The organism is Simplicispira metamorpha, from assembly GCF_004341365.1.
Classification (GTDB): domain Bacteria; phylum Pseudomonadota; class Gammaproteobacteria; order Burkholderiales; family Burkholderiaceae_C; genus Simplicispira; species Simplicispira metamorpha.
Genome location: NZ_SLXH01000016.1, coordinates 1 through 24,408 on the forward strand (window position 1 = coordinate 1; position 24,408 = coordinate 24,408).

The following is a 24,408-nucleotide window of genomic DNA, read 5'->3' on the forward strand; positions in this document are numbered from 1 at the left end:
ATTTGCAGAAATCGCCCAAAAAGGTGCAGCAGTTTTTTGGGAAGGATTCTGTCAAATATGCCGCTTGATTCAAGTTGTTTTATTTCTAGTCAATATGCAGCAGGAGTTGAAGTGAGATTATCTAGCCAGTATTCAAATTTAGCCGGACTAAGAACGAGTGCATGGATTTGAAAATCAAATGGGCCGTAGAAGCTGCCATCCGCTTTCTCGCACGAAGGATCGCCAGGGCTGCCTTCGTATAGGACTCCGATTGGAATCAAACCGCCCCCTTTAATAAGGCAATAGACTAAAGAGCCACTGTGGCCGCTTAGAGAAGAACCATCCTCTGCGCTAGGAATGTGGGAAGCGAGCAAGAACTCATCTCGCTCAAATGACATCGATTTGGACTGAAGCTCAAGAATGACCGTCAACAGCTTTGCTCTGACAGTCAGTCCGGAAGACGTTTTCTTTCGATTGGGAAATCCGAAATTTGCACATGTTCTAATCAATTCCCAATTTGGCTCTTCCCATTTATCCAAGTCGATAGGCTCCTTCTTTTTCTCCTGCATGTGAAGGCGAATGAAGTCTGGATTTAGCGGTGCAATTGCAATATCCAATTCTCGATTATGATGCAGAGGCCGATTTACACAGCGAAATTCACCCGCCAACAAATTTTCAGAACCAGCTCGAAAAGCAAACCCTTTTCCACGAGGGCCCCAAACGGTTGGTATCAGCAATGGTCCATTTATAACCCCGCCCTCGCGTGCATCAGCCACATGGGCACAAGTTAGAGCGTAGTATTGCGTTTTGAACTTGATGTAGGTAACTGTAGCACTATCAGTATTTTCGCTGTGTACATCGCCCTTACGATTTCGCATCAAATAAATAGGCTCGCAATGGGTTGCACCGTTTTTCTCATAGGTATTTAAGTCTCGAGAAATATCGTCGAATCGCTCATCTTTCGTCATGGATACCTTCGGTGGAAATATTTTCATCGTACAGCGTGAAATTGGCGATCTCGAACGACTGCAATGGGTCGATTCCAGTCGGCCACACCGCCGTGACCGGGCCCCACTGTGGTGGCCCAGCAATCTTGGCTGGATTTCAAATCTGACCATCACCGACCCGGCCCAGCGCGTGGTGGGCAGCGTGGCGTTCACCGCTGTGGCGCGCATTGTGCTGGTGGCTGCCAAGGTCAAGGGCATGGACGGCGAGGACTCTCGCATCCTGGCGCGCGGCAAAAGCAACATCGGCCCGGACGATGGCGGGTTCGAGTACCACATGGAGCAGTGCGAACCGCTGCCCGGCCTGCAAGCCTCACGCATCGCATGGGGCAAGGCCGTGCAGGGCAGTGCCCGCGACCTGCTGACCGACCCCAACGAGGATGCGGACGACGGCGGCGATGGTGACGTGTCTGGGTTTTTACGTGGCGTTTTGGCCGATGGCCCAGTGCCAGCCAAGACCGTTTTTTCTGAAGCCAGCGGTGCCGGTTATTCACGCGACCAGATACAAAGAGCTGCCAGAAAAATGGGCGTTGAGCGCAGAAAGACTGGCATGGCGGGGGGCTGGGTTTGGGAGCTTGAACCCCAAGAATGCGCCGAAGATGGCACGAAGGTAGCGAAGATTGCACGTTTTAAAAACGTGCCACCTTCACCACCTTCGGCGCCACCTTCGGGCGATTCGCTGCCAGAACCTGCGGAAAGCGCCAGCCCGGCGACGGCCTCAAATTCCAACCTTGCCCCAGATTGGGGGGATGGCGAATGGGAGGTGATATGAGCGCCCGCGCCATCATCACCAACCTGGTGGCGTGCGGCGCAGCGCCCCGGCTGACGCCTGACGGCAAGGGCATTGCGCTACAGCCCGGACGGCTGCCGCCTGACCTGCGCGCCCAGGTACTGGCCCACAAACCCGAGCTGGTGCGCCTGCTGGCCGAAGCCGCCAACGACCCGGCACAAAACCTGCAAAAACCTGAAGTTGAGCACCAGCCCGCCACGCTGGCGCCGGGCACCACGCCCGAGGCTGCGGCCCAGACCCGGCCACCACCGGCACCGCCCGCCTACGACCCCGGCCACGCTGCACTGCTGGCGCTGGCCATGGCGTACTGCGACCGCACGGGGGCCAGTGACCAGGCCCGCCAGGACTGGCAGCGCGACATTGCCGACATCCCGCCCGAGCTGCGCGCCGACCTGTACCAGCACCTGCGCGCCCAACTGCCACCGGCGCCGCCCGCACCGCTTCGCCCTGCACCAGCAGCAGTACCGCGCCGGCCTGTGCCCGTGAGCTGGTCAGCCCTGGCCCAGCCGTGGCGCGTGGCAGATAGCGCCTACCTGGCGCACTGGGGGCAGTGCCCCGCCTGCAAGGCCGCTGCCACCGGCCACACCGACCGCTGCGCCACCGGCCAGCACCTGCACGACACCTACTTGGCCGCGCTGGCTGGAGAGCGGAGAGACAAGCGTAGCTATTCGAGTGCCTTGACCTCTGCAGGTTTGCTCACTGCTGAGACAACATATCTAACCCGTATCTCAGTAGCGCACTTTGGACATACCCACGAGGCATCCTCTTGCACCTCGGAGCGCCATACAGAAAACTCGTGATCACAGCCTTGTGTGAGACAGCTAAAGAGCGAGCGATGTGGCGTTGCCTCGAAATCCCTGTCGCCCACTACTGCCAATGTGTATTTAGCACCGCAGCCAACTTCGCTTTGTTTTCCATAGCAGACGGCCTCTATGGGGGAACGGTCTGCACTGAGGCGTTTTCGCACATTCGCGCCACACTTCAGACATTCAAAAATCCCGAAGTTGCCAAGGTTTGCGCGGACGTTGGAAGCAAGGGCAGCCTCTAAGTCAGCGACTACTGCCTTGCATTTGGTTCTTGTCTGTGCAGCGTCCAAGGCTTTCATATCAAGCAACTGCTTCATCGTCGCCATATGCAACATCGAACCCAGGGCATTGTGATGCTTGTGAACGGTTTTCATAGGGATAACGGTGTCATGACCCAAGGTTTTCCAGTCTCCCTCTTGGGAGGTGGATGTCGCCTCTTTTTTGTATCGAATGACCGAGTTCTGGTTGACGAGCGGCTCAATCTCAATGAGTATTTTTAAAAGCTTTCCGGGCTGCCAAGTGTGGAATTCAGAAGGAGGGATTTCCTCTGCGTACAACTGTGCTCGGTCATAAGTCAGCGCCTCCAGGGCGATGCGAAGCTCTAGCGCCGCGTAACGGAGTCGATGATCCTCTCCACTGGCCATCTCAGCCTTGGCTCGCTGGAGAGCAACTTGAGCATCATTCCGAAATTGATAATTCATGTGTTCCCCGCTGTTTGATGACCGAGTAATGTTAGAACGGCCTTGCCGGTTGTGGCGGTAAGTGATCAGTTCGCTTGACTCAGCGCAGTTAACCTAGCCAGCCGAGTATTCGCGCATCTGTTTTGCTTTATGGCAGGGGTTCCAGAGCGGTACGAAAACGGCCCCTCGCCTGTTGGCAAAAGTTGACGTTTGCTGGCAAATGCTGGCGTTCAGGATGCCTTGACACTGCACCACGCATTGCTGGAACTTCAGTTTCCACAGCCACCTCATAAAACTTCAGTTTCCAGCCGCAGGTTTATAGGAAGGGGGTTTCCACGGGAACCTGTCAAAACTTTACATCTTGGGCGGTACGCACTGGGGTGGTGCGGGTACGAACGGAACCCGGGATGTGCAGCCGACCGGCTGAAAACTGAGCCGGTTGATTTCGGCGGGGCCACGCCACGCTGGTGGCTGTGCCTGGCAGGTCGTGGCGGGGATCCCCGCTTTGCCCGCTTTGGGTGGCCCCGCTCTGGTGGGCATCCAGTTGGGGAGAGCACCAAGCAAGCCGCGCAGCACTTAGTAAAACTTAGCATTCAGCGCGCCGCGCAGCCCCGATTTTTCCGAACAGTACGCGCGCGCGAGAGGTCTGCACGAAGCTGCCAATGGTTTCCAAGCCTGTTATCAAAAGTCATGGTTCAAGCGGGCATTGCTGCTCACTGCGCATTCACCGTGCTGCTGGCAAATGCTGGCACCACGGCTGAATTCTCAGCCCTCGATGGCCCAGAGCAGCCCAGCCAGCATCGACACCTAAAAGATGGTGTAGTTCTGGACCATCTGGCGAGCCGCTCACCAAAAAAGTGGAGCGGGCCCACCGCACACAGCTTGCGATGAGCACAGCTGAATTCTGAGCCAACGATGGCAAGGGGGTGGATTTCAAATCTGACCCCCTTGGCCAGGTGGCCCGCCGCCGCCACGACCAGCGCCAGCACCGTGCAAGCCCCTTCAAAGCCCCTTGCAAGCAACGTTAAAGCACCGTGCAAGCAACGTTAAAGCACTGTGCAAGCACCAGAAAAGTGCAGGCCGCCAAGCCCCAAAAAGTGCAGAAACCCTGTACCGGTGGCTACACAGTGGCTACACCGATGCGAAAAGCAAAAACCCCGCTACCAAAAAGATAGCGGGGTTTCCTTTGCTGTATTGGTGCCGGAGAGATGAATCGAACACCCGACCTTCTCATTACGAATGAGCTGCTCTACCGACTGAGCTACACCGGCGTAAGCCTGCGATTATACCGTCGAATGGTAGCCTGTCACGCGCTCGACCTCGTTCTTGGAGCCCAGGATGACGCTCACGCGCTCATGCAACTGGGTGGGCTGGATATCCAGAATGCGCTGGCGGCCATTGGTGGCGGCGCCCCCGGCCTGTTCTACCAGCCAGCCCATGGGGTTGGCCTCGTACATCAGCCGCAGCTTGCCGGGTTTGTTCGGTTCGCGCTTGTCCCAGGGGTACATGAACACGCCGCCGCGCGTCATGATGCGGTGTACGTCGGCCACCATGCTGGCAATCCAGCGCATGTTGAAGTCCTTGCCGCGCGGGCCTTCCTTGCCTTGCAGGCACTCGTCGATGTAGCGGCGCACCGGCTCGTCCCAGTGGCGCATGTTGCTCATGTTGATGGCGAACTCTTTCGTGTCCTCGGGGATGCGCACGTTCTCTTGTGTCAGCACGAAGGAGCCTTGCTCGCGATCCAGGGTGAACATGGCCACGCCGTCGCCCACCGTCAGCACCAGCGTGGTCTGCGGGCCATAGACGCAGTAGCCTGCTGCCACCTGCTGGCCACCGGCTTGCAGGAAGTCTTTTTCTTCCACGCCCCGGTCGCCTTCGGGTTTCTTCAGCACGCTGAAGATGGTGCCGATGCTCACGTTCACGTCGATGTTGCTGGAGCCGTCCAGGGGATCGAACAGCAGCAGGTATTCGCCCTGCGGGTAGCGGTTGGGCACGACGTAGATGCCGTCCATTTCCTCGCTGGCCATGGCGGCCAGGTGGCCGCCCCATTCGTTGGCTTCGATCAGCACCTCGTTGGCGATGATGTCGAGCTTTTTCTGCACTTCGCCCTGCACGTTTTCACTGTCGGCGCTGCCCAGCACGCCGCCCAGCGCACCTTTGTTGACGGCCTGGCTGATGCTTTTGCAGGCCCGGGCCACCACTTCCAGCAGCAGGCGCAGTTGCGAGGGGATGAGGCCATCCACGCGCTGTTGTTCGACCAGGTAGCGGGTCAGGCTGATTCGTTTTGCCATGGTTTTCTCCTTATTCGTCGGCCAGTGCGCGGGTGACGACCTCGCGCACGTCGTTGCTCAAGTCGGGGCGGGCAGCCACGCGCGCGATGGCTTCGCGGGCACCGCTGCGCCAGGGTTCGGCCAGTTTTTTCCAGCGGTCCAGCGCGCGCGCCAGCCGGGCAGCCACTTGCGGGTTGATGGCGTCGAGCTCAATGACGCGCTCGCTCCAGAAAACGTAGCCTGCCGCATCGGCCCGGTGGAAGGCGCCGGGGTTGGCGTTGCAGTAGCTGAAGATCACGCTGCGGGCGCGGTTGGGGTTTTTCAGGCTGAAGTCGGGGTGGTTCATCAGCTGTTTGACCTGCGCTAGCACCTGGCCGCCACGGTCGCAGGCACCGGCTTGCAGGGCAAACCATTTGTCCAGCACCAGCGGCTCGTCCTTGAACTGCGCATGAAAGCGCGCCAGCGCCGGTGCTGCCAGCGCGTGGCCGCTGCCAACCAGTGCGTTGAGGGCGTTGAAGCGGTCGGTCATGTTGCCCGCATCCTTGAAGCGTTGCAGCGCCTTGCCGGGCCAGACGGCATCGCCCGTGTGCTGCGCGGCCAGGCACAGCATGTGCAGCGCCATACCGGCCAGCGCGCGGCGGCCCGCTGAGGCGGCATCGGGCCGGTAGGCGCCGCTGTGCTGGTGCTGCTCGTAGGCCCACTGCCAGTCGGCCTGCAGCGCGGTGGCCAGTTGCAGGCGCATGGCCTCGCGCACGGCGTGGATGCGCTGCGGATCAACCACTTCCAGCTGCTCGGCGATGTAGGTCTCCGAGGGCAGGGCCAGCGCCAGCTCTTTGAACGCGGCGTCGAGCTGCGGGTGGCGCAGCACGGCGCGCATGGCCTGCACAAAGCTGTCGGGCAGGATTTGTTGGTCAATTTGGCCTGTAGCGCCCGTCTGAATTGCGCTATCAGCTATCGTATTGATAGCGATGCGCAGGGCCAGGCGCTGGCCCGCTTCCCAGCGGTTGAAGGCGTCGCTGTCGTGGGCTAGCAGGGTGAGCAGCTCGGCGTCGGTGTAGTCCACGTCCAGTACCACGGGGGCGCTGAAGCCGCGCAGCAGCGAGGGCACGGGGGCCTCGTCCACATTGACAAAAGTCAGCTGCACACTGGACTCGGACAGCACCACGGTGCGACTGGCCGCGCCCGGTGTATCTTCACCCGGCCATTGCAGGGGCAGGGCGCTGCCGTCTTGCGCCAGCAAGCCCAGCTCCACTGGGATAACGAAGGGCTCTTTGGTTGCTTGGCCCGGTGTGGGTGCGCAGCTTTGCGCCAGCGTGAGCGTGTAGGTGCGCGCAGCCGCGTCGTACTGGCCGGTGGCGCGCACGCGCGGCGTACCCGCTTGGCTGTACCAGTGCTTGAACTGGGGCAGCAGGCGCGCCAGGTCGCTGTCCGGGTTGGCATCGGCTATTGCGCCTGCGAAATCGTCGCAGGTCACGGCCTGGCCGTCGTGGCGCTCGAAGTAGAGCTTCATGCCGCGCGCAAAGCCGTCGCGGCCCACCAGGTTGTGCATCATGCGCACGACCTCGGCCCCTTTTTCGTAGATGGTGACGGTGTAGAAGTTGTTGATCTCGACGTAGCTGTCGGGTCGCACCGGGTGCGCCATGGGGCCGGCGTCCTCGGGGAACTGCGCGGTGCGCAGCACGCGCACGTCCTCAATGCGCTTGACGGCGCGTGCCGAAGGGCTGCCCGCCAAGTCCATGGAAAATTCCTGGTCGCGAAACACCGTCAGCCCCTCTTTGAGAGAGAGCTGGAACCAGTCGCGGCAGGTCACGCGGTTGCCCGTCCAGTTATGGAAATACTCGTGGCCGACCACCGATTCGATGTTGGCAAAGTCCACATCGGTGGCGGTGGCTTCGCTGGCCAAAACGTACTTCGTGTTGAAGATGTTCAGGCCCTTGTTTTCCATGGCGCCCATGTTGAAGTCGCTGGTGGCGACGATCATGAAGCGTTCCAGGTCGAGCGGCAGGCCAAAGCGCGCCTCGTCCCAGGCCACGCTGGCCATGAGCGAGCGCATGGCGTGTTCGGTCTTGCCCAGGTCACCGGGGCGCACGTACACCTCCAGCAAGTGATCGGTGCCTGCGCGGCTGGTGATGCGCTGCTGGCGCGCCACCAGCTTGCCCGCCACCAGGGCGAACAAATAGCTGGGCTTTTTGTGCGGGTCGTGCCACTTGGCAAAGTGGCGCCCGCCGTCCAGGTCGCCTTGCTCGACCAGGTTGCCGTTGGACAGCAGCACCGGAAACTGGGCCTTGTCCGCGCGCAGCACCACGGTGTAGGTGGCCATCACGTCGGGCCGGTCGAGAAAGTAGGTGATGCGCCGGAAGCCCTCGGCTTCGCACTGCGTAAAAAACGTGCCCTGGCTCACGTACAAGCCCATGAGCTGGGTGTTCTTGTCGGGGGCGCAGGTGGTGAAAATCTCCAGGTCGAAGGCCTCCTCGCCTTCAGGAAGGTTCTCCAGCACCAGCTGGCTGCCTTCCATCTTGAACGAGGTGCCCGCGCCGTTGACCAGTACGCGCGAGAGGTTCAGCTCCTCACCGTCCAGGCGCAGCGGCTGTGCTGGCACAGCGCTGTTGCGGCGCAGGCGCATCTTGTTGAGTACCCGGGTTTTGGCCGGGTCCAGGTCGAACGCCAGCTCGACGGTGTCAATCCACCAGGCAGGTGCCTGGTAGTCGCTGCGGTGTACCGCAGTGGCTTTTCCTTCACGCAACATGGTTCTCCTTAAATGCCCTGTTTGAGCGAGGCTTCGATGAAAGCGTCGAGATCGCCGTCCAGCACTTTTTGCGTGGCCGAGATTTCAACGTTGGTGCGCAAGTCCTTGATGCGGCTGTTGTCCAGCACGTAAGAGCGGATCTGGTGACCCCAGCCCACATCGGTCTTGGTGTCTTCGAGTTTTTGCTGCTCTTCCTGGCGCTTGCGCATCTCGAAGTCGTAGAGCTTGGAGCGCAACCGTTGCCAGGCGATGTCACGGTTGCCGTGCTGGCTGCGCCCGTCCTGGCATTGCACCACGATGCCGGTGGGGATGTGCGTCAGGCGCACAGCCGAGTCGGTCTTGTTGATGTGCTGGCCGCCGGCGCCGCTGGCGCGGTAGGTGTCGGTGCGCACGTCTGAGGGGTTGATGTTGATCTCGATCGAGTCATCGATCTCAGGGTACACGAACACCGACGCAAACGAGGTGTGGCGCCCACCCGAGCTGTCGAACGGGCTCTTGCGCACCAGGCGGTGTACGCCGGTCTCGGTGCGCAGCAGGCCAAAGGCGTATTCGCCCTCGATATGGATGGTGGCGCCTTTGATGCCCGCCACGTCGCCGGGGGTTTCGTCGTCCACGCGGGTTTTGAAGCCCTTGCGCTCGGCGTACTTGAGGTACTGGCGCAGCAGCATGCTGGCCCAGTCACAGGCTTCGGTGCCACCGGCGCCCGCCTGGATATCGACAAAGCAGTTGAGCGGGTCGGCCTCGTTGCGGAACATGCGCCGAAATTCGAGTTCTTCGATCTCGGGCCGCAGCTTGGCCGCTTCCTGGGCGATGGTGGCCAGGCCCGCTTCATCGCCTTCTTCCTTGCTCATCTCGTAGAGCTCGGCGTTGTCGGCCAGCTCGCGGGTGAGGCGCTCCAGCGTGAGCACCACGCCATCGAGGGCCTTCTTTTCCTTTCCCAGCTCCTGGGCCTTTTTGGGGTCGTTCCAGACGGTGGGGTCTTCGAGCGAGGCGTTTACCGTGCGCAGGCGTTCAAATTTGGCATCGTAGTCAAAGATACCCCCGTAACTCTTGCGTGCGCTGGGCCAGGTCGGTGAGGGTGTTGCCGATGTGGTTGATTTGTTCTGCGTCCATGGTGGTGTCCTGGGTAATGGGTGAAATAACCGGGGATTTTCTCACGGGACGCAAAGCACGTTACAGGCGCTGGGGGTGCGCTAGGTAACGTCAAAAATAATGCCACTCAGTCGGCACGCGCTGCTGTGTAGACCGGCGCCAACGCAGCCAGGCCGAAGGGCGTGGCCATCGAAGTCCGCAGGAACGTTGGCATTGAAATTCGATGAAAAAAGGGGCGTGGGCAGGTGTTGGCGGTCAAGTGCAGGGGCAGTGCAAGCGCTGGCGGCTGGTTGCGTCCCTGGCAGGCCATAACACCTCGTCGCCGATGGGGCGCCTATACCGATGAGCGCTGTGCTGCGGTGGCCCGCTTGTTGCGTGGGCGCGTGGTTGGCACGGCGGGTGGGCGGCCGTTGATGGCATCCAGACTCAGCACCAGAGTGATGCTCCGGGCGGCCTCGCAGCGGTCATCGGGAGGGTAGTTCTGGTAGCAGCCATTCGATTGGCCCGGTGCGCGTTGTGCAGCGTGCAGCACCACGCGCGCTGGATGGCGTGCGCTGGCAGTCAACGGAAGAACGCGCAGTCGTGCCGTGCCTTCCAGGGCCAGCCCCGTGTTGCCTGGTCGGTTGATGAGGTCGGTGCGGATGGTGTGCCAACTGGCCCCCTCGTCAATCGAAACCTGCCATGTGCCAATCTGGGGGGAAAGGTGCTCCACGATGATCCCCAAGGGTATGGCCAGGCTCGGGACGTGCCTGGCCACGATGCTGGCGACACTGCTGCCGCCAAAGCCTGCGGCACCCGGGCTGGAGGCCGCGACCGATTTGGCAGCGTGGCTAAGCCCTGAAGGATGGCGCAGCGCAATCGGCGTGTTTGGCAAATGGGGGAAAGTGAGCATGCGCGTTTTTTTCTTTTGGTAGTCAGGCAGCCTGTGGGGCATGAACAGGGATGGACGTCGATTGCTTCATTTTTAATAGCAATGTGCGATTGCCCTTGCTTGCTCTGAAGGGGCTGGCGGTTGGTTTTGATGGCAGTCGAGTGCTTGTCCACTGATCGTAAGTGGACGTGTTTGTTTGCAACATCCCTGAAATTGGGTAATTTGCGCCCCTTCCATCGTGAATCACCAATTTCAGGGATGTGCGGGCGCGTGTCCTGCCATTGCGCGCCCACCTCTGCAAGCTATTTCGCTTTTTTCCTGCCGACTCGGCGCTGCCAGCCTCCGTGCTGGGGGTGCAGGACGGGCCTTTGCTGTAGCAGCGTCTGCGCGGCGTGCTGCCGGGGCAGGGATTCTGATGGTGTGAATGCGGTTGTGCTATTAAATAAATAGCTGCTTGCGCTTGCTGTGCAAGGGTTTAATGCTTTTTATCCCATAAAAAATGCTCTATCAGCGCGGCCACGGCCTGGGGTTGGTCGTGGTGCAGCATGTGGCCTGCGTCCTGCACGACGGCGGTGCGGCAGTCGGGCACTACTTTCAGTCGCTCGTGGAATTCGGCCAGCGTGTAGCGGCCTTTCCACCACTGGCCCATGCTGTCGTCGCTGGCTTGCACGGCCAGGGTGGGAGCGGCAATGGCGCTGTGGATGGCCAGGGTTTCGTCCACGCGGTAGAGCTGCGCGCTGACGATTTTGTGCGCCGCGTCGCCCAGAATGTGCCACTGCCCCTGGGCGTCGGGGCGCGCCCAGTGCTGCGCCAGCCACTGCGCCTTGTCGGGTGAGAGGCGCGGGTTGGTTTTCATCAGGCGCCGGGCCACGCCGTCGGCGCTGTCGTAGCCCTTGAGGGTGATCTCGCCACGCTCCAGGCGGCGCAGGTCGTCCATCCACTGCGCATAGCGCGCAGCCGCCTGGCTGGGCTGGCTGGCGGGCATGCCAAAGCCTTCCAGATTGACCAGGCGGCGGATGCGCTGTGGACGCACGCCCGCATACAGCATGGCAATGTTGCCGCCCATGCTGTGGCCGACCAGATCCACGGCCTGGCTGGGGGCGTAGTGGTCGAGCAGCTGGTCCAGATCGGCCAGGTAGTCGGCAAAGTGGTAGTGGTCGGCGGGCGTGGGCGCCGCCGTGAGGCCAAAGCCGCGCCAGTCGGGGGCAATGATCTGGCGGCCCTGGAAAAACGCCTCACTCAGCGCATCGACGACGAACTGGTACGAGGCGCCCACGTCCATCCAGCCATGGGCCAGTACCAGCGATGCGCCAGTGGGGCTGGCGCTGGCGTCGCCCCAGCGCCGGACGTGGTATTGCAGGGTGCGGATGGTGACAAATTCAGAGCGAGAGGGGCGTTGGGTTTGGTACATGCGCACATTATTCCGGTGCTGCGCCGGGGGCGTCAGTCAACGCTGGGACATCGGTGGTGCGCAGGGTGGATGCTTATGCCCGTAGCCATCCAAAGCCCCCCGTAAACTGGCCCGCCATTGCCTTTTACATTCTTGTTACCCCGGAGAGCGTCCGCCATGAAAACCATCCCCCTCGGTCACAGCGACCTGCACGTCACCCCCATCTGCCTGGGCACCATGACCTTTGGCGAGCAGGTCGCTGAGGCCGATGCCCACGCCATCCTCAGCCGCTCGCTGGAGCGCGGCGTCAACTTCATCGACACCGCCGAGATGTACGCCGTGCCCGCCCGCGCCGACACCTGCGGCGCCACCGAAACCATCATTGGCCGCTGGTTTGCCAAGAACCCGGGCGCGCGCCAGAAGCTGGTGCTGGCGACCAAGGTGGCTGGCCCCTCGCGCGGCATGCCCTGGATTCGGCAGGGCGCGGGCATGACCGCTGCCGACATCGTGGCCTCGTGCGAGGGCAGCCTGCGTCGCCTGCAAACCGACGTGATCGACCTCTACCAGATCCACTGGCCCGAGCGCCATGTGCCGGCGTTCGGCATCAAGTACTACGACCCGGCCAAAGAAACCACGCAAACGCCCATCCACGAACAATTGCAGGCGCTGGCGGGGCTGGTCAAGGCGGGCAAGGTGCGCCACATCGGCTTGTCGAACGAGACGCCCTATGGCGTCCACGAGTTTGTGCGCCTGGCCGAGCAGCACGGCCTGCCGCGCGTGGCCACGGTGCAAAACCCGTATTGCCTCATCAACCGCAGCTATGAGAACGCGCTGGACGAGAGCTGCCACCGCCTGGGCGTGTCGCTGCTGGCCTATTCGCCGCTGGGCTTTGGCCTGCTCACCGGCAAATACGACGCCAGCGGCATCGACGGCCCCGACGCTCCGCAGGGCGCGCGCATTGCCAGCTATGCCTCGGTGCGCCAGCAGCGCTGGGGCCGCCCCGAGGCGCTGGCCGCCGCGCGCCGCTACAACGCACTGGCGCGCGCGCATGGCCTGACGCCCGCGCAACTGGCGCTGGCGTTTTGCTACACCAAATGGCAGGTGTCCAGCACCATCATCGGCGTGACCTCGCTGGCGCAGCTGGACGACGATCTGGACGCCTGGGGCACCACCTTGTCGCCCGAGCTGCTGGCGCAGATCGACGCCATCCGCTGGGAGCTGGGCGACCCGGCGATTTGAGGCACCGTCGGCTACGGCTACGGCTACGGCTACGGCTATGGCTATGGCTATGGCTATGGCTATGGCTATGGCTATGGCTATGGCTATGGCTATGGCTATGGCTATGGCACGGCGCACCGTGCGCTGCATGGGGCGGCACTGCTGTCGCGCCCTGGACTTGGACGTGGCGTGGTCGGTAAATGATTGTGGTCAAATCAGCTTCCAGCGCCCGCACAGTAAGCGCGAGCAGCTATCATTTTGATTGTTAAATGGTTGCAAAAACCCCCGCATTGTCTGGACATCATGGCCAAAAAAGACCGCAAGACCGAGCATGTGAGCGAAACCCCCGCCACACAGCTGCTCAAGGCGCACCAGGTGCCGTTTACCGGCCACCCCTATGACTACGTGGAGCATGGCGGCACGGCAGAGTCGGCGCGCCAGCTGGGTTTTGACGAGCACCAGGTGGTCAAAACGCTGGTGATGCAAGACCAGGACGCCCGCCCGCTCATCGTGCTCATGCACGGCGACTGCAAGGTATCGACCAAAAACCTCGCGCGCCAGATTGGCGCCAAGTCGGTGGAGCCTTGCACGCCCGAGGTGGCCCAGCGCCACAGCGGCTATCTGGTGGGCGGCACTTCGCCGTTTGGCACGCGCCGCGAGATGCCGGTGTATATCGAAGAAAGCATCCTGCAACTGCCGCGCATCGCCATCAACGGCGGGCGCCGGGGCTTTCTGGTGCAAATCGACCCGCAGGCGTGTGTGCAACTGCTGGGCGCGCGGCCCGTGCAGTGCGCGCTGACCGAGTCGGCCTGAATCGGCCCCCGCTCGCCTGACACGGCGCTGACTTTTGGCGGCCGCAGCCCGGTGGCGCTGGCAGAATGCCGCTGCCCGCCGCCCTTGTATTTGTGGCCGGGCCGGGGCGGCTGTCTTGCACCGCCCTGCAAGCGTTCTGCGCTGCCTTCCTCCCCCCCATCATTCCCCCAGGAGATCTGCCTGTGCCCGTTGTTTATTCTGCCCTGGCCGTTGTGGCCGCTTATTTGCTGGGATCGCTGTCGTTTGCGGTGCTGGTCAGCCGCGCCATGGGCCTGAGCGACCCGCGCACCTTTGGCAGCAAGAACCCGGGCGCCACCAATGTGCTGCGCTCGGGCAGCAAGGCCGCCGCCATCGTGACGCTGCTGCTGGATGCGGCCAAGGGCTGGCTGCCGGTGGTGCTGGTGCGCTGGTGGGGCGCGCCCTATGGTCTGGAAGAAGGCACGCAGGCGCTGGTGGGGTTGGCAGCGTTTGCCGGGCACCTCTGGCCGGTGTTTTTCGGCTTCAAGGGTGGCAAGGGCGTGGCCACGGCGCTGGGCGTGCTCGTGGGCGTGAGTGGCTGGCTGGGCCTGGCAACGCTGGGGGCCTGGCTGGTGGTGGTGTTTCTCTCGCGCTATGTATCGTTGGCGTCGATGGCAGCGGCCTTGTTTGCGCCTGCTTTCTATTTGCTGGCCAGCGGGCCGCTGTGGTACGCCGACCACCGCGTGGCCGCCGCCATGGGGGCGATGGCGGCGCTTCTGGTCTGGCGTCACCAGGAAAACATTGGTCGCCTGGTGCGCGGCACCGAGTCCAAATTGGGGCAGAGCAAAGCCAAGGCCGGGGTTGAACCCCGTGCACAAACCCCGCCCGCGTACCCGAAAAAGAAGCATCGCCACGGCAAATAAAGCGATCTGGCCGGATCAGCCGCCCAGGACTATCCAGCCCGCGCGAACCGCCCACCCGCCCAGCGCCAGCAGGGCCAGGGCGCCCAGCACCAGTGTCAGGGCCCGCCGGGGCGGGGCAGAGGCGGCGGTGGCGCTGCCAGAGCCGCTGCCACATTGGCAGCTGGGGCAGGTGCCGGAGGTGGTGGCGCAAGCGCTGTCAGCACCTGCGTTTTGGCGCAAAGTGGCCTGGATTTGCGCCTTGCGTTGCATCAGCGGGGCCAGTTCTTCATCGGTCAGCAGCATGGGGTTTCCTTGGGAGCGCCGGTGGGCTGGTTGCCCGCGCATGGTGGGATGGCCATCCAGGGCAGGCGCAGCACCGATCAACGGCGTACAGAACACTGTAGGCCAATCCAGAAACGCTGGTCGGGAAAGGGGCTTGGCCTGCGCCGTAGCCGGTGCGTGCGGGGTGCTGCAAACGTTGCTTGCCGATGTGGCCCCGTGGTGCAGGGGCTGTGGCTGGGGTGCAAACGCTTGGGAGAGAAGAAGTTGACGAGCCTTACCCCCGGCACTGGCTCTACAGTTAGGGCTGCTTGGTTCCCCACCTGACCCGGTTGGCTGCTTCACCATGCGGGGAGGCCCGTCAGCGCGCATTGTAAGCCATCGTGCAGGCCATTGCGCCGCTCGCACATAGAATCACGCCCCATGTCTTACATCGTGCTCGCCCGCAAGTACCGCCCCCGCAATTTCACGGAAATGGTGGGGCAGGAGCACGTCGTGCAAGCCCTGACCAATGCCCTGACACAGCAGCGCCTGCACCACGCCTACCTGTTTACCGGTACGCGCGGCGTGGGCAAGACCACCGTGTCGCGCATTCTGGCCAAGTCGCTCAACTGCCAGGGGCCGGACGGCCAGGGCGGCATCACCGCCACGCCCTGCGGCGTGTGCCAGGCCTGTACCGACATCGACAGTGGCCGTTTTGTCGATTACACCGAGCTGGACGCGGCATCGAACCGGGGCGTGGATGAAGTGCAAAGCCTGCTGGAGCAAGCGGTGTACAAGCCGGTGCAGGGGCGCTTCAAGGTCTTCATGATCGACGAAGTCCACATGCTGACGAACACGGCTTTTAACGCCATGCTCAAGACGCTGGAGGAGCCGCCCGAATACCTCAAGTTTGTGCTGGCCACCACCGACCCGCAGAAAGTGCCCGTCACGGTGCTCTCGCGTTGCCTGCAATTCAACCTGCGGCCCATGGCGCCCGAGACGGTGTTGGAGCACCTCACGCGGGTGCTGGCCGCCGAGGGCGTACCCGCCCAGCCCCAGGCACTGCGCCTGCTGGCGCGGGCTGCGCGCGGCTCCATGCGCGATGCGCTCAGCCTGACCGACCAGGCCATCGCCTTTGGCAGCGGCCAGCTGCAAGAGCCCAGTGTGCGCCTGATGCTGGGCAGCGTAGACCGGTCTTACGTGCTGCGCCTGATTGACGCGCTGGCGCTGGGCGACGGCAAAACCGTGGTCGAAACCGCCGAGGTGCTGCGCCTGCACGGGCTCTCAGCCGCCTCTACGCTGGAGGACATGAGCGCCGTGTTGCAGCGCATGGCCGTGTTGCAGGCGGTGCCGCAGATGGTCGCCAGCGTCGATGCCAGCGACCCCGATGCCCTGGAGATCGCCCGCCTGGCCGCGCTGATGCCTGCGGACGAGACGCAGCTGCTCTACAGCATTTGCCTGCACGGGCGCGGCGAGCTGGGCCTGGCCCCCGACGAATACGCCGCCCTGACCATGGTGCTGCTGCGCCTGCTGGCCTTCAAGCCTGCGGGCAGCGCAGAAAAAAAAACACTGACGCGGCCTGAAGCGGTGCCTGAAAATTTCACGCCCAATCAGCTTTCAGCCCAGGCCCAGTCAGCGCAAGCAGCTATCTATCCGATAGCAGATGCGGCAGCTTCTCACTCAGTGCCAGCTCCGGTGGACGCCGTGGGTGCTGTCAGTGCAAATTTTGAGCTAAATCAGCCTCCAGGCCATGCCCAGCCAGCGCCAGCAGCTATCTATCCAGTAGCAAGTAGCGCGTCTGCCGCTGCGGCGCTAGCCCCGGCGGGTGCCGTGGGTGCAAATTTTCAGGTCAATCAGCCTTCAGGCCACGCCCAGCAAGCGCCAGCAGCTATCTATCCAGTAGCAGATACGATAGCCCCGGCGCCAGGCCCAGCCGGTGCTGTGGGGCAAAATTTTGACCCCCATCAGCCACCTGCCTTTGCGCAGCCAGCGCGACAAGCTATTGAAAAAATAGCAAATCTGCCTGCTGTCAGCGCCTCTCAGGGCACCGCAGTTGCTGCGCCCCTCCAGCGCACCAGCGCCACGGTGGCCGCCACCCCCGAGGGCGATCTCTGGCACGCCACCGTCCAGGCGCTGGCAGCCAGCGAGGCCATCACGGCGCTGGTGCGCGAACTGGCTTTGCAATCGCAACTGGTGGCGCATGACGGCGGCCACTGGCGGTTGCGTGTGGAGCGCGAATCGCTCAACCAGCCCATGGCCCGCGAGCGCCTGCGCGCGGCGCTGGAGGCCGCCGGCCACACCAGCCAGATCAGCGTGGAAGTGGGCCCTGTCACCGATACCCCCGCGCGGCGCAACGCCGCCGCCGAGCAAGAACGCCAGCGCGTGGCGCAGGACACCGTGGCCAACGACCCGTTTGTCCAGACCCTGGTGCGCGACTACGGCGCCAAAATCGTGCCCGGTAGCATCAAGCCCCTCTGAATTTCCTTATTTACATCGCAACGAAAGGTATCCCATGTTCAACAAAGGACAACTCGCCGGTCTCATGAAGCAGGCCCAGGCCATGCAAGACAACCTGAAAAAAGCCCAGGACGAGCTGGCCAACGTCGAAGTCGAGGGCGAGTCGGGCGCGGGCCTGGTCAAGGTGCTGATGACCTGCAAGCACGACGTCAAGCGCGTCACCATCGACCCCAGCCTGCTGGCCGAAGACAAAGACATGCTTGAAGACCTGGTGGCCGCTGCCTTCAACGCCGCCGTGCGCAAGGCCGAGGAAACCTCGTCCGAAAAAATGGGCAAGATCACCGCTGGCATGCCCGGTTTGCCCGGTGGCATGAAGTTCCCGTTCTGATGGCCGCTACTGCGCGGGGGCGATAGCCATGGCCACCAGCAACTCCCTGGACGCCCTGGTGCAGGCGCTGCGGCGCTTGCCGGGGGTGGGCGTGAAGTCGGCGGCGCGCATGGCGTTTCACCTGTTGCAGCACGACCGCGAGGGCGCGCTGGCGCTGTCGCAGGCGCTGGCCCAGGCGGTGGGCAGCATGCGCCACTGCGAGCGCTGCCACACGTTTTGCGAAGCCCAGGTGTGCGAGGTCTGCCAAGACCCCGAGCGCGACGCCACGCGGCTGTGTGTGGTCGAGACCCCCGCCGACCAGTCGGCGCTGGAGCGCACGGGGGCGTTTCAGGGGCTGTACTTTGTGCTGATGGGGCGCATCAGCCCGCTCGACGGCATCGGCCCCAAAGACATCGGCCTGAAAAAACTGCTCGACCGCGCCAGCGATGGCGTGGTGCAGGAGGTGATTTTGGCCACCAACTTCACCGCCGAGGGCGAAACCACCGCCCACGTCATCAGCGAGGCCCTCAAGGCCCGTGGTTTGCGCACCACACGACTGGCGCGTGGCGTGCCCGTGGGCAGCGAGCTGGAATATGTCGATCTGGGCACCATTGCCCACGCCCTGGCCGACCGGCGCTGAGGGCGTTCATTGCTTCTAATTTAATAGCTGCTAGCGCGCATCCAGCAAGGGCTGGAGGCTTAAAATGCCGTTATTGATGCGTGCGGTACGTAGAAACCCGCAGGGACTGACCCTGATGCGCTGCTGCCACGGGGAAGGCACAATTGCTGCACTGCACCAATTGTGGCGCCCACCCAGGAGTTTTCTTTACCGTGCCGCCCATGAATCCCAGTCGCCGCGCCTTTGGCGCTCTGTCCGCCATGGTTTTGGCGGGTGCTGCGCTGCGCACCCCGTCGGCCACGCTGGCGCCGCAGCTGACGGTGGCGGTGGGGGGGCGCTCCACGTCGGCATTTCGGCATTTGCCGCTGACGGTGGCGTTGCAGCTGGATTTTTTCCGCCAGGAGGGGTTGTCGGTGTCGGTGCGCGAGTTTGCCAGCGATGCGCTGGCCCTGGATGCGGTGCGCCAGGGCGCAGCACAGGTCTGCGCCATCGGCTATGAGCATGTGATCAGCCCGCCGCTGGGGGCGCCAGAGGTGCGCTCGCTGGTGTTGCAGGGGCGCGCTGCGCAGCTGGCTTTGGGCGTTTCCACGCGGGCGCTGCCCCGGTCGAACACCCTGGCTGATCTGCGTGGGCGCAAGGTCGGGGTGGATGCGCTGGGCTCTTTGTCGCACGCCATGGCTTTGCTGGTGTTGGCGCGCGCCGGGCTGGGGCCGCAGGACGTGACTTATGTGGCGGTGGGGGCAGGTGCCTCTGCTGCGGCAGCGGTGCGCGCCCAGCGCGTGCAGGCGCTGTGCCACGGCGATCCGGTGATGGCGCAATTGGAGAGCAAGGGCGAGTTGCGCTTGCTCAGTGAGGCCCGTACCCTGGGGGGCTCGCAGGCGGTGTTTGGCGGCGCCTTGCCCGGCGGCTGCCTGGCCGCACCGGAGCGTTTTTTGCACCAACGCGCTGCAGATGCGCAAGCCTTGGTCTATGGGCTGGTGCATGCCCTCAAGTGGCTGCAAACGGCAGGCCCGGGGGATCTGGTCAAGGCCGTTCCGGCTGCCGATTGGCAGGGCGACCGGGGCGGCTATCTGGCCGCTTTTGCCCGGGTGCGCGAAACCATTTCCATCGACGGCATGATGCCCAGCGATGGCCCCGCTACGGCACTGCGCACCATGGCGTCATTGCACGAGAACGCACAGGGGCTGGAGCACGTGAATTTGGCGCGCACTTTTACCCACGACTTTGCCCGCAAGGCCAAACAGCGGTTTTTTGTCTGAAGCGCCGCCGGGGCTGCGCTGCACCCCCGATGGTGACGCAGCGCAGGGCTTTCAGTGTCGGCGCGTTTTGGTGGGCGTGCCACCGCGCGCTACTTTGCTGATGGTGGGAGATTTTTTGCTGGCGCTTTGGTTGCGTGCCGCACCCGCCTTGGTCGGTTTGGCGCCAGCGGTTTTCATCTGCACAGGCAGATACAGCACCACTTGTTGCCCGGCCTTGAAGGCTGCGCCGGGCTTGACGCTGTTCCAGTCGGCCACGTTGGCGGCGCTGACACGGTAGCGCTTGGCCATGCTGGCCACGCTGTCGCGTTTGCCAGCGCGCACGGTGGTGCGCCGGGTGATGATTTCTGGCGTCAGGGCAATCTGGCCGTGGTCGGCAACATGCTCGGTCACATCCTGGCGCGTGGTGGTCGATCGCGGCACCATCAGCGCCGAGCCGGCCTTGATCAGCATGCGCGGGGGTATGCCGTTGATGTGGCGCAGATCGGCTTCGCTCATGCTCATGCGCTGGGCGACCTCGGCCACGCTCATGGTGCTGGGCACGGTCCAGACCGTCCAGCTGGCGTACTGGCCCTGGCTGCGCGCTTCCAGGTTGCGCTGGAAGACCTTGGCGTTGTCCCAGGGCAGCAAAATTTGCGGTGTGCCCGCCGCCAGAATCACCGGCTTGTTGAACGATGGGTTGAGCGCCCGGAAGTCTTGCTCGCGGATGCCTGCCAGCTGTGCCACCAGCGCCACGTCAATGTCGTGGGTGATGTCCACGGTCTGAAAGTAGGGGTGGTTTTCGATCAGCGGCAGCTCGGTTTTGAAAGCCTCTGGGTCGGCCACGATGTTTTTTACGGCCTGCAGCTTGGGCACGTACATGCGGGTTTCGGCAGGCATGTTCAGCTCGGTGTAGCTGGTGCCCAGGCCCGCTTTTTGGTTGCGGGCAATGGCGCGGCTGACGCTGCCCTCGCCCCAGTTGTAGGCTGCCAGCGCCAGGTGCCAGTCACCAAACATGCGGTGCAGCTTTTGCAGGTAATCGAGGGCCGCGCGGGTCGAGGCCAGCACATCGCGCCGGTCATCGCGAAAGACGTTTTGCTTGAGATCGAAATAGTTGCCCGTGGCGGGCATGAACTGCCACATGCCCGCGGCCTTGGCGGTAGAAACGGCCTGGGGGTTGAACGCGCTTTCGATGTAGGGCAGCAGTGCCAGTTCGGTGGGCATGCCCCGGCGCTCCAGCTCTTCTACGATGTGAAAGAGGTATTTGCTAGAGCGCTCGGTCATGCGCTGCATGTAGTCGGGGCGGCTGGCATACCACTGCTCACGGTCTTGCACCAGCTCGTGCTGCAAGTCGGGCATGGCAAAGCCACGGCGGATGCGATCCCAAAGGTCGGCAGGGGTGAACAGGGGAGCCACCTGGCTGCTGCCCATTTTGGTGGCGGTGATGGGCTGCAGTGGGCCGCCGGGGATGACGGGGGAGGAGTGCCTTTGGCTGGAGAGTGGGGCGTCGGGGTCGGACGAGAAGCCGCCGGACGGCGATTGCGTAGCACAGCCTGTAAGAAACAGCAGGCCAGCGAGGCAGGCGGTAGAAAGTAGTTTCATCAAAATTGGTTTTTCCATTCGCGCAGTGCTGCCAGCACCGCGACTGCATCCTGGGGATTCAGGGGCGTGTTGGCATGGGCCTGTGCCGCAGCGGCCACCTGCGCAACACGGGTGCGCAAGAAGGGGTTGATATTGCGCTCCAGCCCGATGTGGGAGGGCAGCGTGGGCTGTTGCTTTGCCCGCAGGGCCTCGCACACGCCTTGGTAGTGGAGCAGTGCGGTGTTGTCGGGTTCCACCGCGCGGGCAAATTTAAGGTTGGAAAGTGTGTATTCGTGGGCGCAGCACACCTGGGTGTCGTCGGGCAGTGCGGCCAGCGCGTCCAGCGATGCCAGCATTTGCGCAGGCGTGCCTTCGAACAAGCGGCCACAGCCTCCGGAGAACAAGGTGTCGCCGCAAAACAACCAGGGTGCGCCTTGTGCCGGCGCGCCGTAGTATGCAACGTGGCCTACAGTGTGGCCGGGTACGTCCAGCACGGTAAACGGTGTACCCAGGGCTTGGATCTGGTCGCCCTGCTGTACAGGTGTGGTGCCATGGGGCATGGCCTCGCGCGCAGGGCCGTAGACGCTGGCGCCGGTGGCCAAGTGCAGCGCCTCTACGCCGCCGACATGGTCTGCATGGTGGTGCGTGACTAGAATTGCCTGCAATTGCAAGCCAAGGCGGTCGAGTGCTTGCAGCACCGGGTGTGCATCGCCCGGATCAATCACGATGGCCTGGTGTGCGTTGTGCAACATCCAGATGTAGTTGTCGGAGAAAGCGGGCAGTGGTAGCAGATTCATGAGCGCTCAAATTATAGGTTTGCACCATTGGTTTGACTCCCCGCCAGGCCGCTACCTGCTGGCGTGGGAGCAGGCGCGCTTTGACGAGGCGGTGGCCGACGTGTTCGGTTACCACAGTGTGCAGCTAGGCATGCCGCTGCTCGATGGCCTGCGCGCCAACCGCATGCCCCACCGCTGGCGGGGCATGGGCGAGTTGTCTGGGCCGGTGCCGGGTGCCGTCGCCCCTGACTTTCTGACCCACGCAGTGGCTTTGCCGTTTGCCGACAACAGCCTGGATTTATTGCTGCTGCCCCATGCATTGGAGCTCAGCCACGACCCCCACGCTGCACTGCGTGAAGTGGCGCGCGTACTGGTGCCGGAAGGGCGGGTGGTCATCAGTGGTTTGAATCCCGTCAGTTTGTGGGGGCTGCGCCAGCAGCGCGCACGCCTGTACCAGCGCCTGGGATGGGGCCGCCTGTACCTGCCGGATGTGGGGGAGTTCATCGGTTATTGGCGCCTGCGTGATTGGTTGCGGCTGCTCAGTTTCGAGGTGGAGACGGCCGATTTTGGCTGCTATGCCCCGGCAGTGCGCACCGAGCAGTGGTTGCAGCGTTTTTCATGGATGGACCGCATGGGCGCGCGCTGCTGGCCGATACTCGGCGCCGCATACTTTGTGGTGGCCGTCAAGCGGGTGCATGGCATGCGGCGGCTGGAGCCTGCCTGGCGCAGCAGATCGCAGCGTGTGGGCGTATCGGTGCCAGTCGCCAATCGAGCGGGTAATTCCCCGTGAACAGACAGGAATAGTGCGTGAACGAGATTCAGATTTATACCGATGGTGCCTGCAAGGGCAATCCTGGCCCTGGTGGCTGGGGTGTGCTGCTGCGCGCCGGTGCCATAGAAAAAGAGTTGTTTGGCGGTGAACTGGGTACCACCAACAACCGCATGGAGTTGATTGCCGTGATTGAGGCCTTGTCAGCCCTCAAGCGCCCCTGTGCCGTGACGTTGTACCTCGATAGCGAGTACGTGCGCAAAGGCATTACCGAATGGATCCACGGCTGGAAAGCCCGGGGCTGGCGTACAGCGGCCAAGCAACCGGTAAAAAATGTAGAGCTTTGGCAGCGCCTGGATGCGCTGGTCAGCGCAGGCGGACATCGCATTGACTGGCGTTGGGTCAAGGGCCACTCCGGTGATCCGGGCAATGAGCGCGCCGATGCGCTGGCCAACCGGGGAGTGGAGCAGGCGCTCGGGCGCCACTAAAGGTGGGTGCGCAGTCACGCACGATGCCGACCTGGCTTGTGTAAAGCCTGCGTAAAACTGGGGCTGGGGCGGCCCACAGCAAGCGGCTGCGGCATCGGGGCGGCAGCTACGCTGCTACATTGACAGGCTGCTTACAGGTAACTCCCCCGTCTATTGTTATGGCCTCCAGAGCAATCTATCTTGTCGTTGCGGTGATCGGCATGGTCGGCGCCGGTACCGCAGCCTGGTGGCTGCAAAAACCGGGCGCTGCCGCGCCGCAGAATGCCGCGCCTGCCGTGGCGCGCAATGCCCAGCGTGCCGGTGCAGCGAAACCCATCAGTGTTGAAGTAGCGCACGTGCGCGCCATGGCAATCAGTGACGAAGTACAGGCTGTGGGCAGTTTGCGGTCACGCCGCAGCGTGGTGCTGCGCCCCGAGGTCAGTGGGCGCGTCACGCAACTGCATTTTCGCGATGGGGCGCGGGTGCGCCAGGGCCAGTTGCTGGTGCAATTGGACGACCAGTTGCCGCGCGCACAGGTGCAGCAGGCGCAGGCAGAACTCTCGATTGCCCGCGCCAACCACCAGCGCAACCAGGAGCTGGTGGCGCAGGGCTTTATCAGCCAACGTTCGGTGGATGAAAGTGCGGCCAATCTGCAAGTGGCGCAGGCCAAACTGGCCCTGGCCCAGGCCACGGCAGCGCGGCTGAAGATCGTGGCGCCCTTTGATGGTATCGCGGGCATCGGCAATGTCCATGTGGGCGACTACCTCAAAGACGGCACCGACATCGTCAACATTGAAGACATTGACAGCGTGTGGGTGGATTTCCGCCTGCCTGAGCGTTACCAGACCCAGGTGCGTGTGGGCCAGGGCGCCCGGGTGGAGCTGGATGCGTTGCCGGGTGCGACGTTCAGTGCCGTGGTGCGCGCCATCGATCCGCAGATTGATGCCAACGGGCGCTCTGTGGCGGTGCGTGGCAGCATTGATAACCGCGATTTACAGTTGCGTCCGGGCATGTTTGCACGCGTCACGGCGGTGTTTGGTGCCCGTGCCGATGCCCGTGTGGTACCTGAGGAGGCCATCGTTCCCCAGGGCAGCAAGCCTTATGTACTCAAGGTGGTGCCGGGCGCAGCGCCGGATAGCCGCATCGCGCAGCGTGTACCAGTCCAACTGGGCCTGCGCCGCGCTGGTCAGGTGGAGGTGTTGCAAGGCCTGGAGCTGGGTGATACGGTCGTCACTGCCGGGCACCAGCGGGTGCAACAGGATGGTGCGCCGGTGCGGGTGGTGGTGCCAGCAGCGCCGGAGCCCGCCTCTCTGCCGACTTCTGCCCCTGCGCGCCAGCCGGCCTGAGTGCGCAGGCG

General features: G+C 63.2%; 21 protein-coding genes, 1 tRNA gene and 1 other RNA gene. 12 read left to right on the plus strand and 11 right to left on the minus strand.

Features of this window, described 5'->3' with window-relative positions; all coding sequences use genetic code 11:
• Positions 1 to 89 precede the first annotated feature (89 nt).
• Positions 90 to 947 (minus strand): hypothetical protein, encoded by an 858-nt coding sequence (locus tag EV674_RS09715; RefSeq protein WP_132750419.1) that lies wholly within the window; start codon positions 945 to 947, stop codon positions 90 to 92.
• Between EV674_RS09715 and EV674_RS09720 the strand changes: the two genes are divergently transcribed.
• Both EV674_RS09720 and EV674_RS09725 read left to right on the plus strand, forming a co-directional pair.
• Positions 946 to 1,755 (plus strand): hypothetical protein, encoded by an 810-nt coding sequence (locus EV674_RS09720; protein ID WP_132750420.1) that lies wholly within the window; start codon positions 946 to 948, stop codon positions 1,753 to 1,755. The two genes, EV674_RS09715 and EV674_RS09720, sit on opposite strands and share 2 nt — an antisense overlap.
• The gene (locus tag EV674_RS09725; RefSeq protein ID WP_132750421.1) at positions 1,752 to 2,573 is read left to right on the plus strand and encodes a hypothetical protein; all 822 of its coding nucleotides are present in this window, start codon (positions 1,752 to 1,754) and stop codon (positions 2,571 to 2,573) included. Before EV674_RS09720 ends, EV674_RS09725 begins: the two co-directional genes overlap by 4 nt.
• 1,881 nt (positions 2,574 to 4,454) lie before the next feature.
• Here the strand turns inward: EV674_RS09725 and EV674_RS09730 are convergent.
• From EV674_RS09730 to EV674_RS09755, 6 genes are all read right to left on the minus strand, one after another.
• A tRNA-Thr gene (locus tag EV674_RS09730) sits at positions 4,455 to 4,530 on the minus strand.
• 12 nt (positions 4,531 to 4,542) lie between these two features.
• Positions 4,543 to 5,550 (minus strand): class 1 fructose-bisphosphatase, encoded by a 1,008-nt coding sequence (locus tag EV674_RS09735; protein ID WP_119013272.1) that lies wholly within the window; start codon positions 5,548 to 5,550, stop codon positions 4,543 to 4,545.
• Positions 5,551 to 5,560: 10 nt separating this feature from the next.
• On the minus strand, positions 5,561 to 8,275 hold the full coding sequence (gene pepN / locus EV674_RS09740) for an aminopeptidase N (RefSeq protein ID WP_119013273.1): 2,715 nt from the start codon (positions 8,273 to 8,275) through the stop codon (positions 5,561 to 5,563).
• Positions 8,276 to 8,283: 8 nt separating this feature from the next.
• Positions 8,284 to 9,388, minus strand: a protein-coding gene (gene prfB, locus EV674_RS09745; protein WP_119013274.1) for a peptide chain release factor 2 whose coding sequence is annotated in 2 segments (ribosomal slippage) — positions 8,284 to 9,306 and positions 9,308 to 9,388 — 1,104 coding nt in all. Because the reading frame shifts where the segments join, the coding sequence is not laid out codon by codon here.
• Positions 9,389 to 9,701: 313 nt separating this feature from the next.
• Positions 9,702 to 10,259, minus strand: a complete 558-nt coding sequence (locus tag EV674_RS09750; RefSeq protein ID WP_132750422.1) for a hypothetical protein — start codon at positions 10,257 to 10,259, stop codon at positions 9,702 to 9,704.
• Between the two features lie 454 nt (positions 10,260 to 10,713).
• On the minus strand, positions 10,714 to 11,649 hold the full coding sequence (locus EV674_RS09755; RefSeq protein ID WP_119013276.1) for an alpha/beta fold hydrolase: 936 nt from the start codon (positions 11,647 to 11,649) through the stop codon (positions 10,714 to 10,716).
• A gap of 156 nt (positions 11,650 to 11,805) precedes the next feature.
• Between EV674_RS09755 and EV674_RS09760 the strand changes: the two genes are divergently transcribed.
• The 3 genes from EV674_RS09760 (at position 11,806) to plsY (ending at position 14,540) form a co-directional block, all read left to right on the plus strand.
• Entirely contained in the window at positions 11,806 to 12,867 is a 1,062-nt protein-coding gene (locus EV674_RS09760) for an aldo/keto reductase (RefSeq protein ID WP_119013277.1), read from the plus strand.
• 282 nt (positions 12,868 to 13,149) lie between these two features.
• Positions 13,150 to 13,659, plus strand: coding sequence for a Cys-tRNA(Pro) deacylase (ybaK, locus tag EV674_RS09765; RefSeq protein WP_119013343.1), 510 nt, complete (start codon positions 13,150 to 13,152; stop codon positions 13,657 to 13,659).
• A gap of 182 nt (positions 13,660 to 13,841) precedes the next feature.
• Entirely contained in the window at positions 13,842 to 14,540 is a 699-nt protein-coding gene (gene plsY / locus EV674_RS09770; protein WP_241524937.1) for a glycerol-3-phosphate 1-O-acyltransferase PlsY, read from the plus strand.
• Between the two features lie 15 nt (positions 14,541 to 14,555).
• On the opposite strand, the gene EV674_RS09775 is transcribed toward plsY, so the two are convergent.
• Together EV674_RS09775 and ffs are read right to left on the minus strand one after the other, a co-directional pair.
• Positions 14,556 to 14,822: a hypothetical protein gene (locus EV674_RS09775; protein ID WP_132750423.1), complete on the minus strand. Its 267-nt coding sequence runs from the start codon at positions 14,820 to 14,822 to the stop codon at positions 14,556 to 14,558.
• Between the two features lie 242 nt (positions 14,823 to 15,064).
• An RNA gene (ffs, locus tag EV674_RS09780) (signal recognition particle sRNA small type) lies at positions 15,065 to 15,161 on the minus strand.
• Positions 15,162 to 15,221: 60 nt separating this feature from the next.
• On the opposite strand from ffs, the gene dnaX reads away from it, so the two are divergent.
• From dnaX to EV674_RS09800, 4 genes are all read left to right on the plus strand, one after another.
• Entirely contained in the window at positions 15,222 to 17,258 is a 2,037-nt protein-coding gene (gene dnaX / locus EV674_RS09785) for a DNA polymerase III subunit gamma/tau (protein ID WP_119013280.1), read from the plus strand.
• 34 nt (positions 17,259 to 17,292) lie between these two features.
• The gene (locus tag EV674_RS09790; protein ID WP_119013281.1) at positions 17,293 to 17,625 is read left to right on the plus strand and encodes a YbaB/EbfC family nucleoid-associated protein; all 333 of its coding nucleotides are present in this window, start codon (positions 17,293 to 17,295) and stop codon (positions 17,623 to 17,625) included.
• Between the two features lie 28 nt (positions 17,626 to 17,653).
• Entirely contained in the window at positions 17,654 to 18,244 is a 591-nt protein-coding gene (gene recR, locus EV674_RS09795) for a recombination mediator RecR (protein WP_119013282.1), read from the plus strand.
• A gap of 200 nt (positions 18,245 to 18,444) precedes the next feature.
• Entirely contained in the window at positions 18,445 to 19,482 is a 1,038-nt protein-coding gene (locus EV674_RS09800; RefSeq protein WP_119013283.1) for an ABC transporter substrate-binding protein, read from the plus strand.
• 51 nt (positions 19,483 to 19,533) lie between these two features.
• Here EV674_RS09800 and EV674_RS09805 read toward each other — a convergent pair whose 3' ends face one another.
• On the minus strand, positions 19,534 to 21,060 hold the full coding sequence (locus EV674_RS09805; protein WP_119013284.1) for a transglycosylase SLT domain-containing protein: 1,527 nt from the start codon (positions 21,058 to 21,060) through the stop codon (positions 19,534 to 19,536).
• Positions 21,060 to 21,836 carry a hydroxyacylglutathione hydrolase gene (gloB, locus tag EV674_RS09810; protein ID WP_119013285.1) on the minus strand — a complete coding sequence of 259 codons (777 nt, stop codon included), beginning with the start codon at positions 21,834 to 21,836 and terminating at the stop codon, positions 21,060 to 21,062. Before gloB ends, EV674_RS09805 begins: the two co-directional genes overlap by 1 nt.
• Between gloB and EV674_RS09815 the strand changes: the two genes are divergently transcribed.
• The 3 genes from EV674_RS09815 (at position 21,835) to EV674_RS09825 (ending at position 24,397) form a co-directional block, all read left to right on the plus strand.
• Positions 21,835 to 22,605, plus strand: a complete 771-nt coding sequence (locus tag EV674_RS09815) for a class I SAM-dependent methyltransferase (RefSeq protein WP_241524938.1) — start codon at positions 21,835 to 21,837, stop codon at positions 22,603 to 22,605. The genes gloB and EV674_RS09815 overlap by 2 nt on opposite strands.
• A gap of 17 nt (positions 22,606 to 22,622) precedes the next feature.
• Entirely contained in the window at positions 22,623 to 23,072 is a 450-nt protein-coding gene (rnhA, locus tag EV674_RS09820) for a ribonuclease HI (RefSeq protein WP_119013287.1), read from the plus strand.
• A gap of 158 nt (positions 23,073 to 23,230) precedes the next feature.
• Complete coding sequence (locus EV674_RS09825) at positions 23,231 to 24,397, plus strand: efflux RND transporter periplasmic adaptor subunit (RefSeq protein WP_119013288.1); 1,167 nt, start codon at positions 23,231 to 23,233, stop codon at positions 24,395 to 24,397.
• Positions 24,398 to 24,408 lie beyond the last annotated feature (11 nt).

Coding starts and splice junctions, on each gene's coding strand:
- EV674_RS09720 (WP_132750420.1), top strand. CDS start 946: ATGGATACCTTCGGTGGAAATATTTTCATCGTACAGCGTGAAATTGGC.
- EV674_RS09715 (WP_132750419.1), bottom strand. CDS start 947: ATGACGAAAGATGAGCGATTCGACGATATTTCTCGAGACTTAAATACC.
- EV674_RS09725 (WP_132750421.1), top strand. CDS start 1,752: ATGAGCGCCCGCGCCATCATCACCAACCTGGTGGCGTGCGGCGCAGCG.
- EV674_RS09735 (WP_119013272.1), bottom strand. CDS start 5,550: ATGGCAAAACGAATCAGCCTGACCCGCTACCTGGTCGAACAACAGCGC.
- pepN (WP_119013273.1), bottom strand. CDS start 8,275: ATGTTGCGTGAAGGAAAAGCCACTGCGGTACACCGCAGCGACTACCAG.
- EV674_RS09750 (WP_132750422.1), bottom strand. CDS start 10,259: ATGCTCACTTTCCCCCATTTGCCAAACACGCCGATTGCGCTGCGCCAT.
- EV674_RS09755 (WP_119013276.1), bottom strand. CDS start 11,649: ATGTACCAAACCCAACGCCCCTCTCGCTCTGAATTTGTCACCATCCGC.
- EV674_RS09760 (WP_119013277.1), top strand. CDS start 11,806: ATGAAAACCATCCCCCTCGGTCACAGCGACCTGCACGTCACCCCCATC.
- ybaK (WP_119013343.1), top strand. CDS start 13,150: ATGGCCAAAAAAGACCGCAAGACCGAGCATGTGAGCGAAACCCCCGCC.
- EV674_RS09775 (WP_132750423.1), bottom strand. CDS start 14,822: ATGCTGCTGACCGATGAAGAACTGGCCCCGCTGATGCAACGCAAGGCG.
- dnaX (WP_119013280.1), top strand. CDS start 15,222: ATGTCTTACATCGTGCTCGCCCGCAAGTACCGCCCCCGCAATTTCACG.
- EV674_RS09790 (WP_119013281.1), top strand. CDS start 17,293: ATGTTCAACAAAGGACAACTCGCCGGTCTCATGAAGCAGGCCCAGGCC.
- recR (WP_119013282.1), top strand. CDS start 17,654: ATGGCCACCAGCAACTCCCTGGACGCCCTGGTGCAGGCGCTGCGGCGC.
- EV674_RS09800 (WP_119013283.1), top strand. CDS start 18,445: ATGAATCCCAGTCGCCGCGCCTTTGGCGCTCTGTCCGCCATGGTTTTG.
- EV674_RS09805 (WP_119013284.1), bottom strand. CDS start 21,060: ATGAAACTACTTTCTACCGCCTGCCTCGCTGGCCTGCTGTTTCTTACA.
- EV674_RS09815 (WP_241524938.1), top strand. CDS start 21,835: ATGAGCGCTCAAATTATAGGTTTGCACCATTGGTTTGACTCCCCGCCA.
- gloB (WP_119013285.1), bottom strand. CDS start 21,836: ATGAATCTGCTACCACTGCCCGCTTTCTCCGACAACTACATCTGGATG.
- EV674_RS09825 (WP_119013288.1), top strand. CDS start 23,231: ATGGCCTCCAGAGCAATCTATCTTGTCGTTGCGGTGATCGGCATGGTC.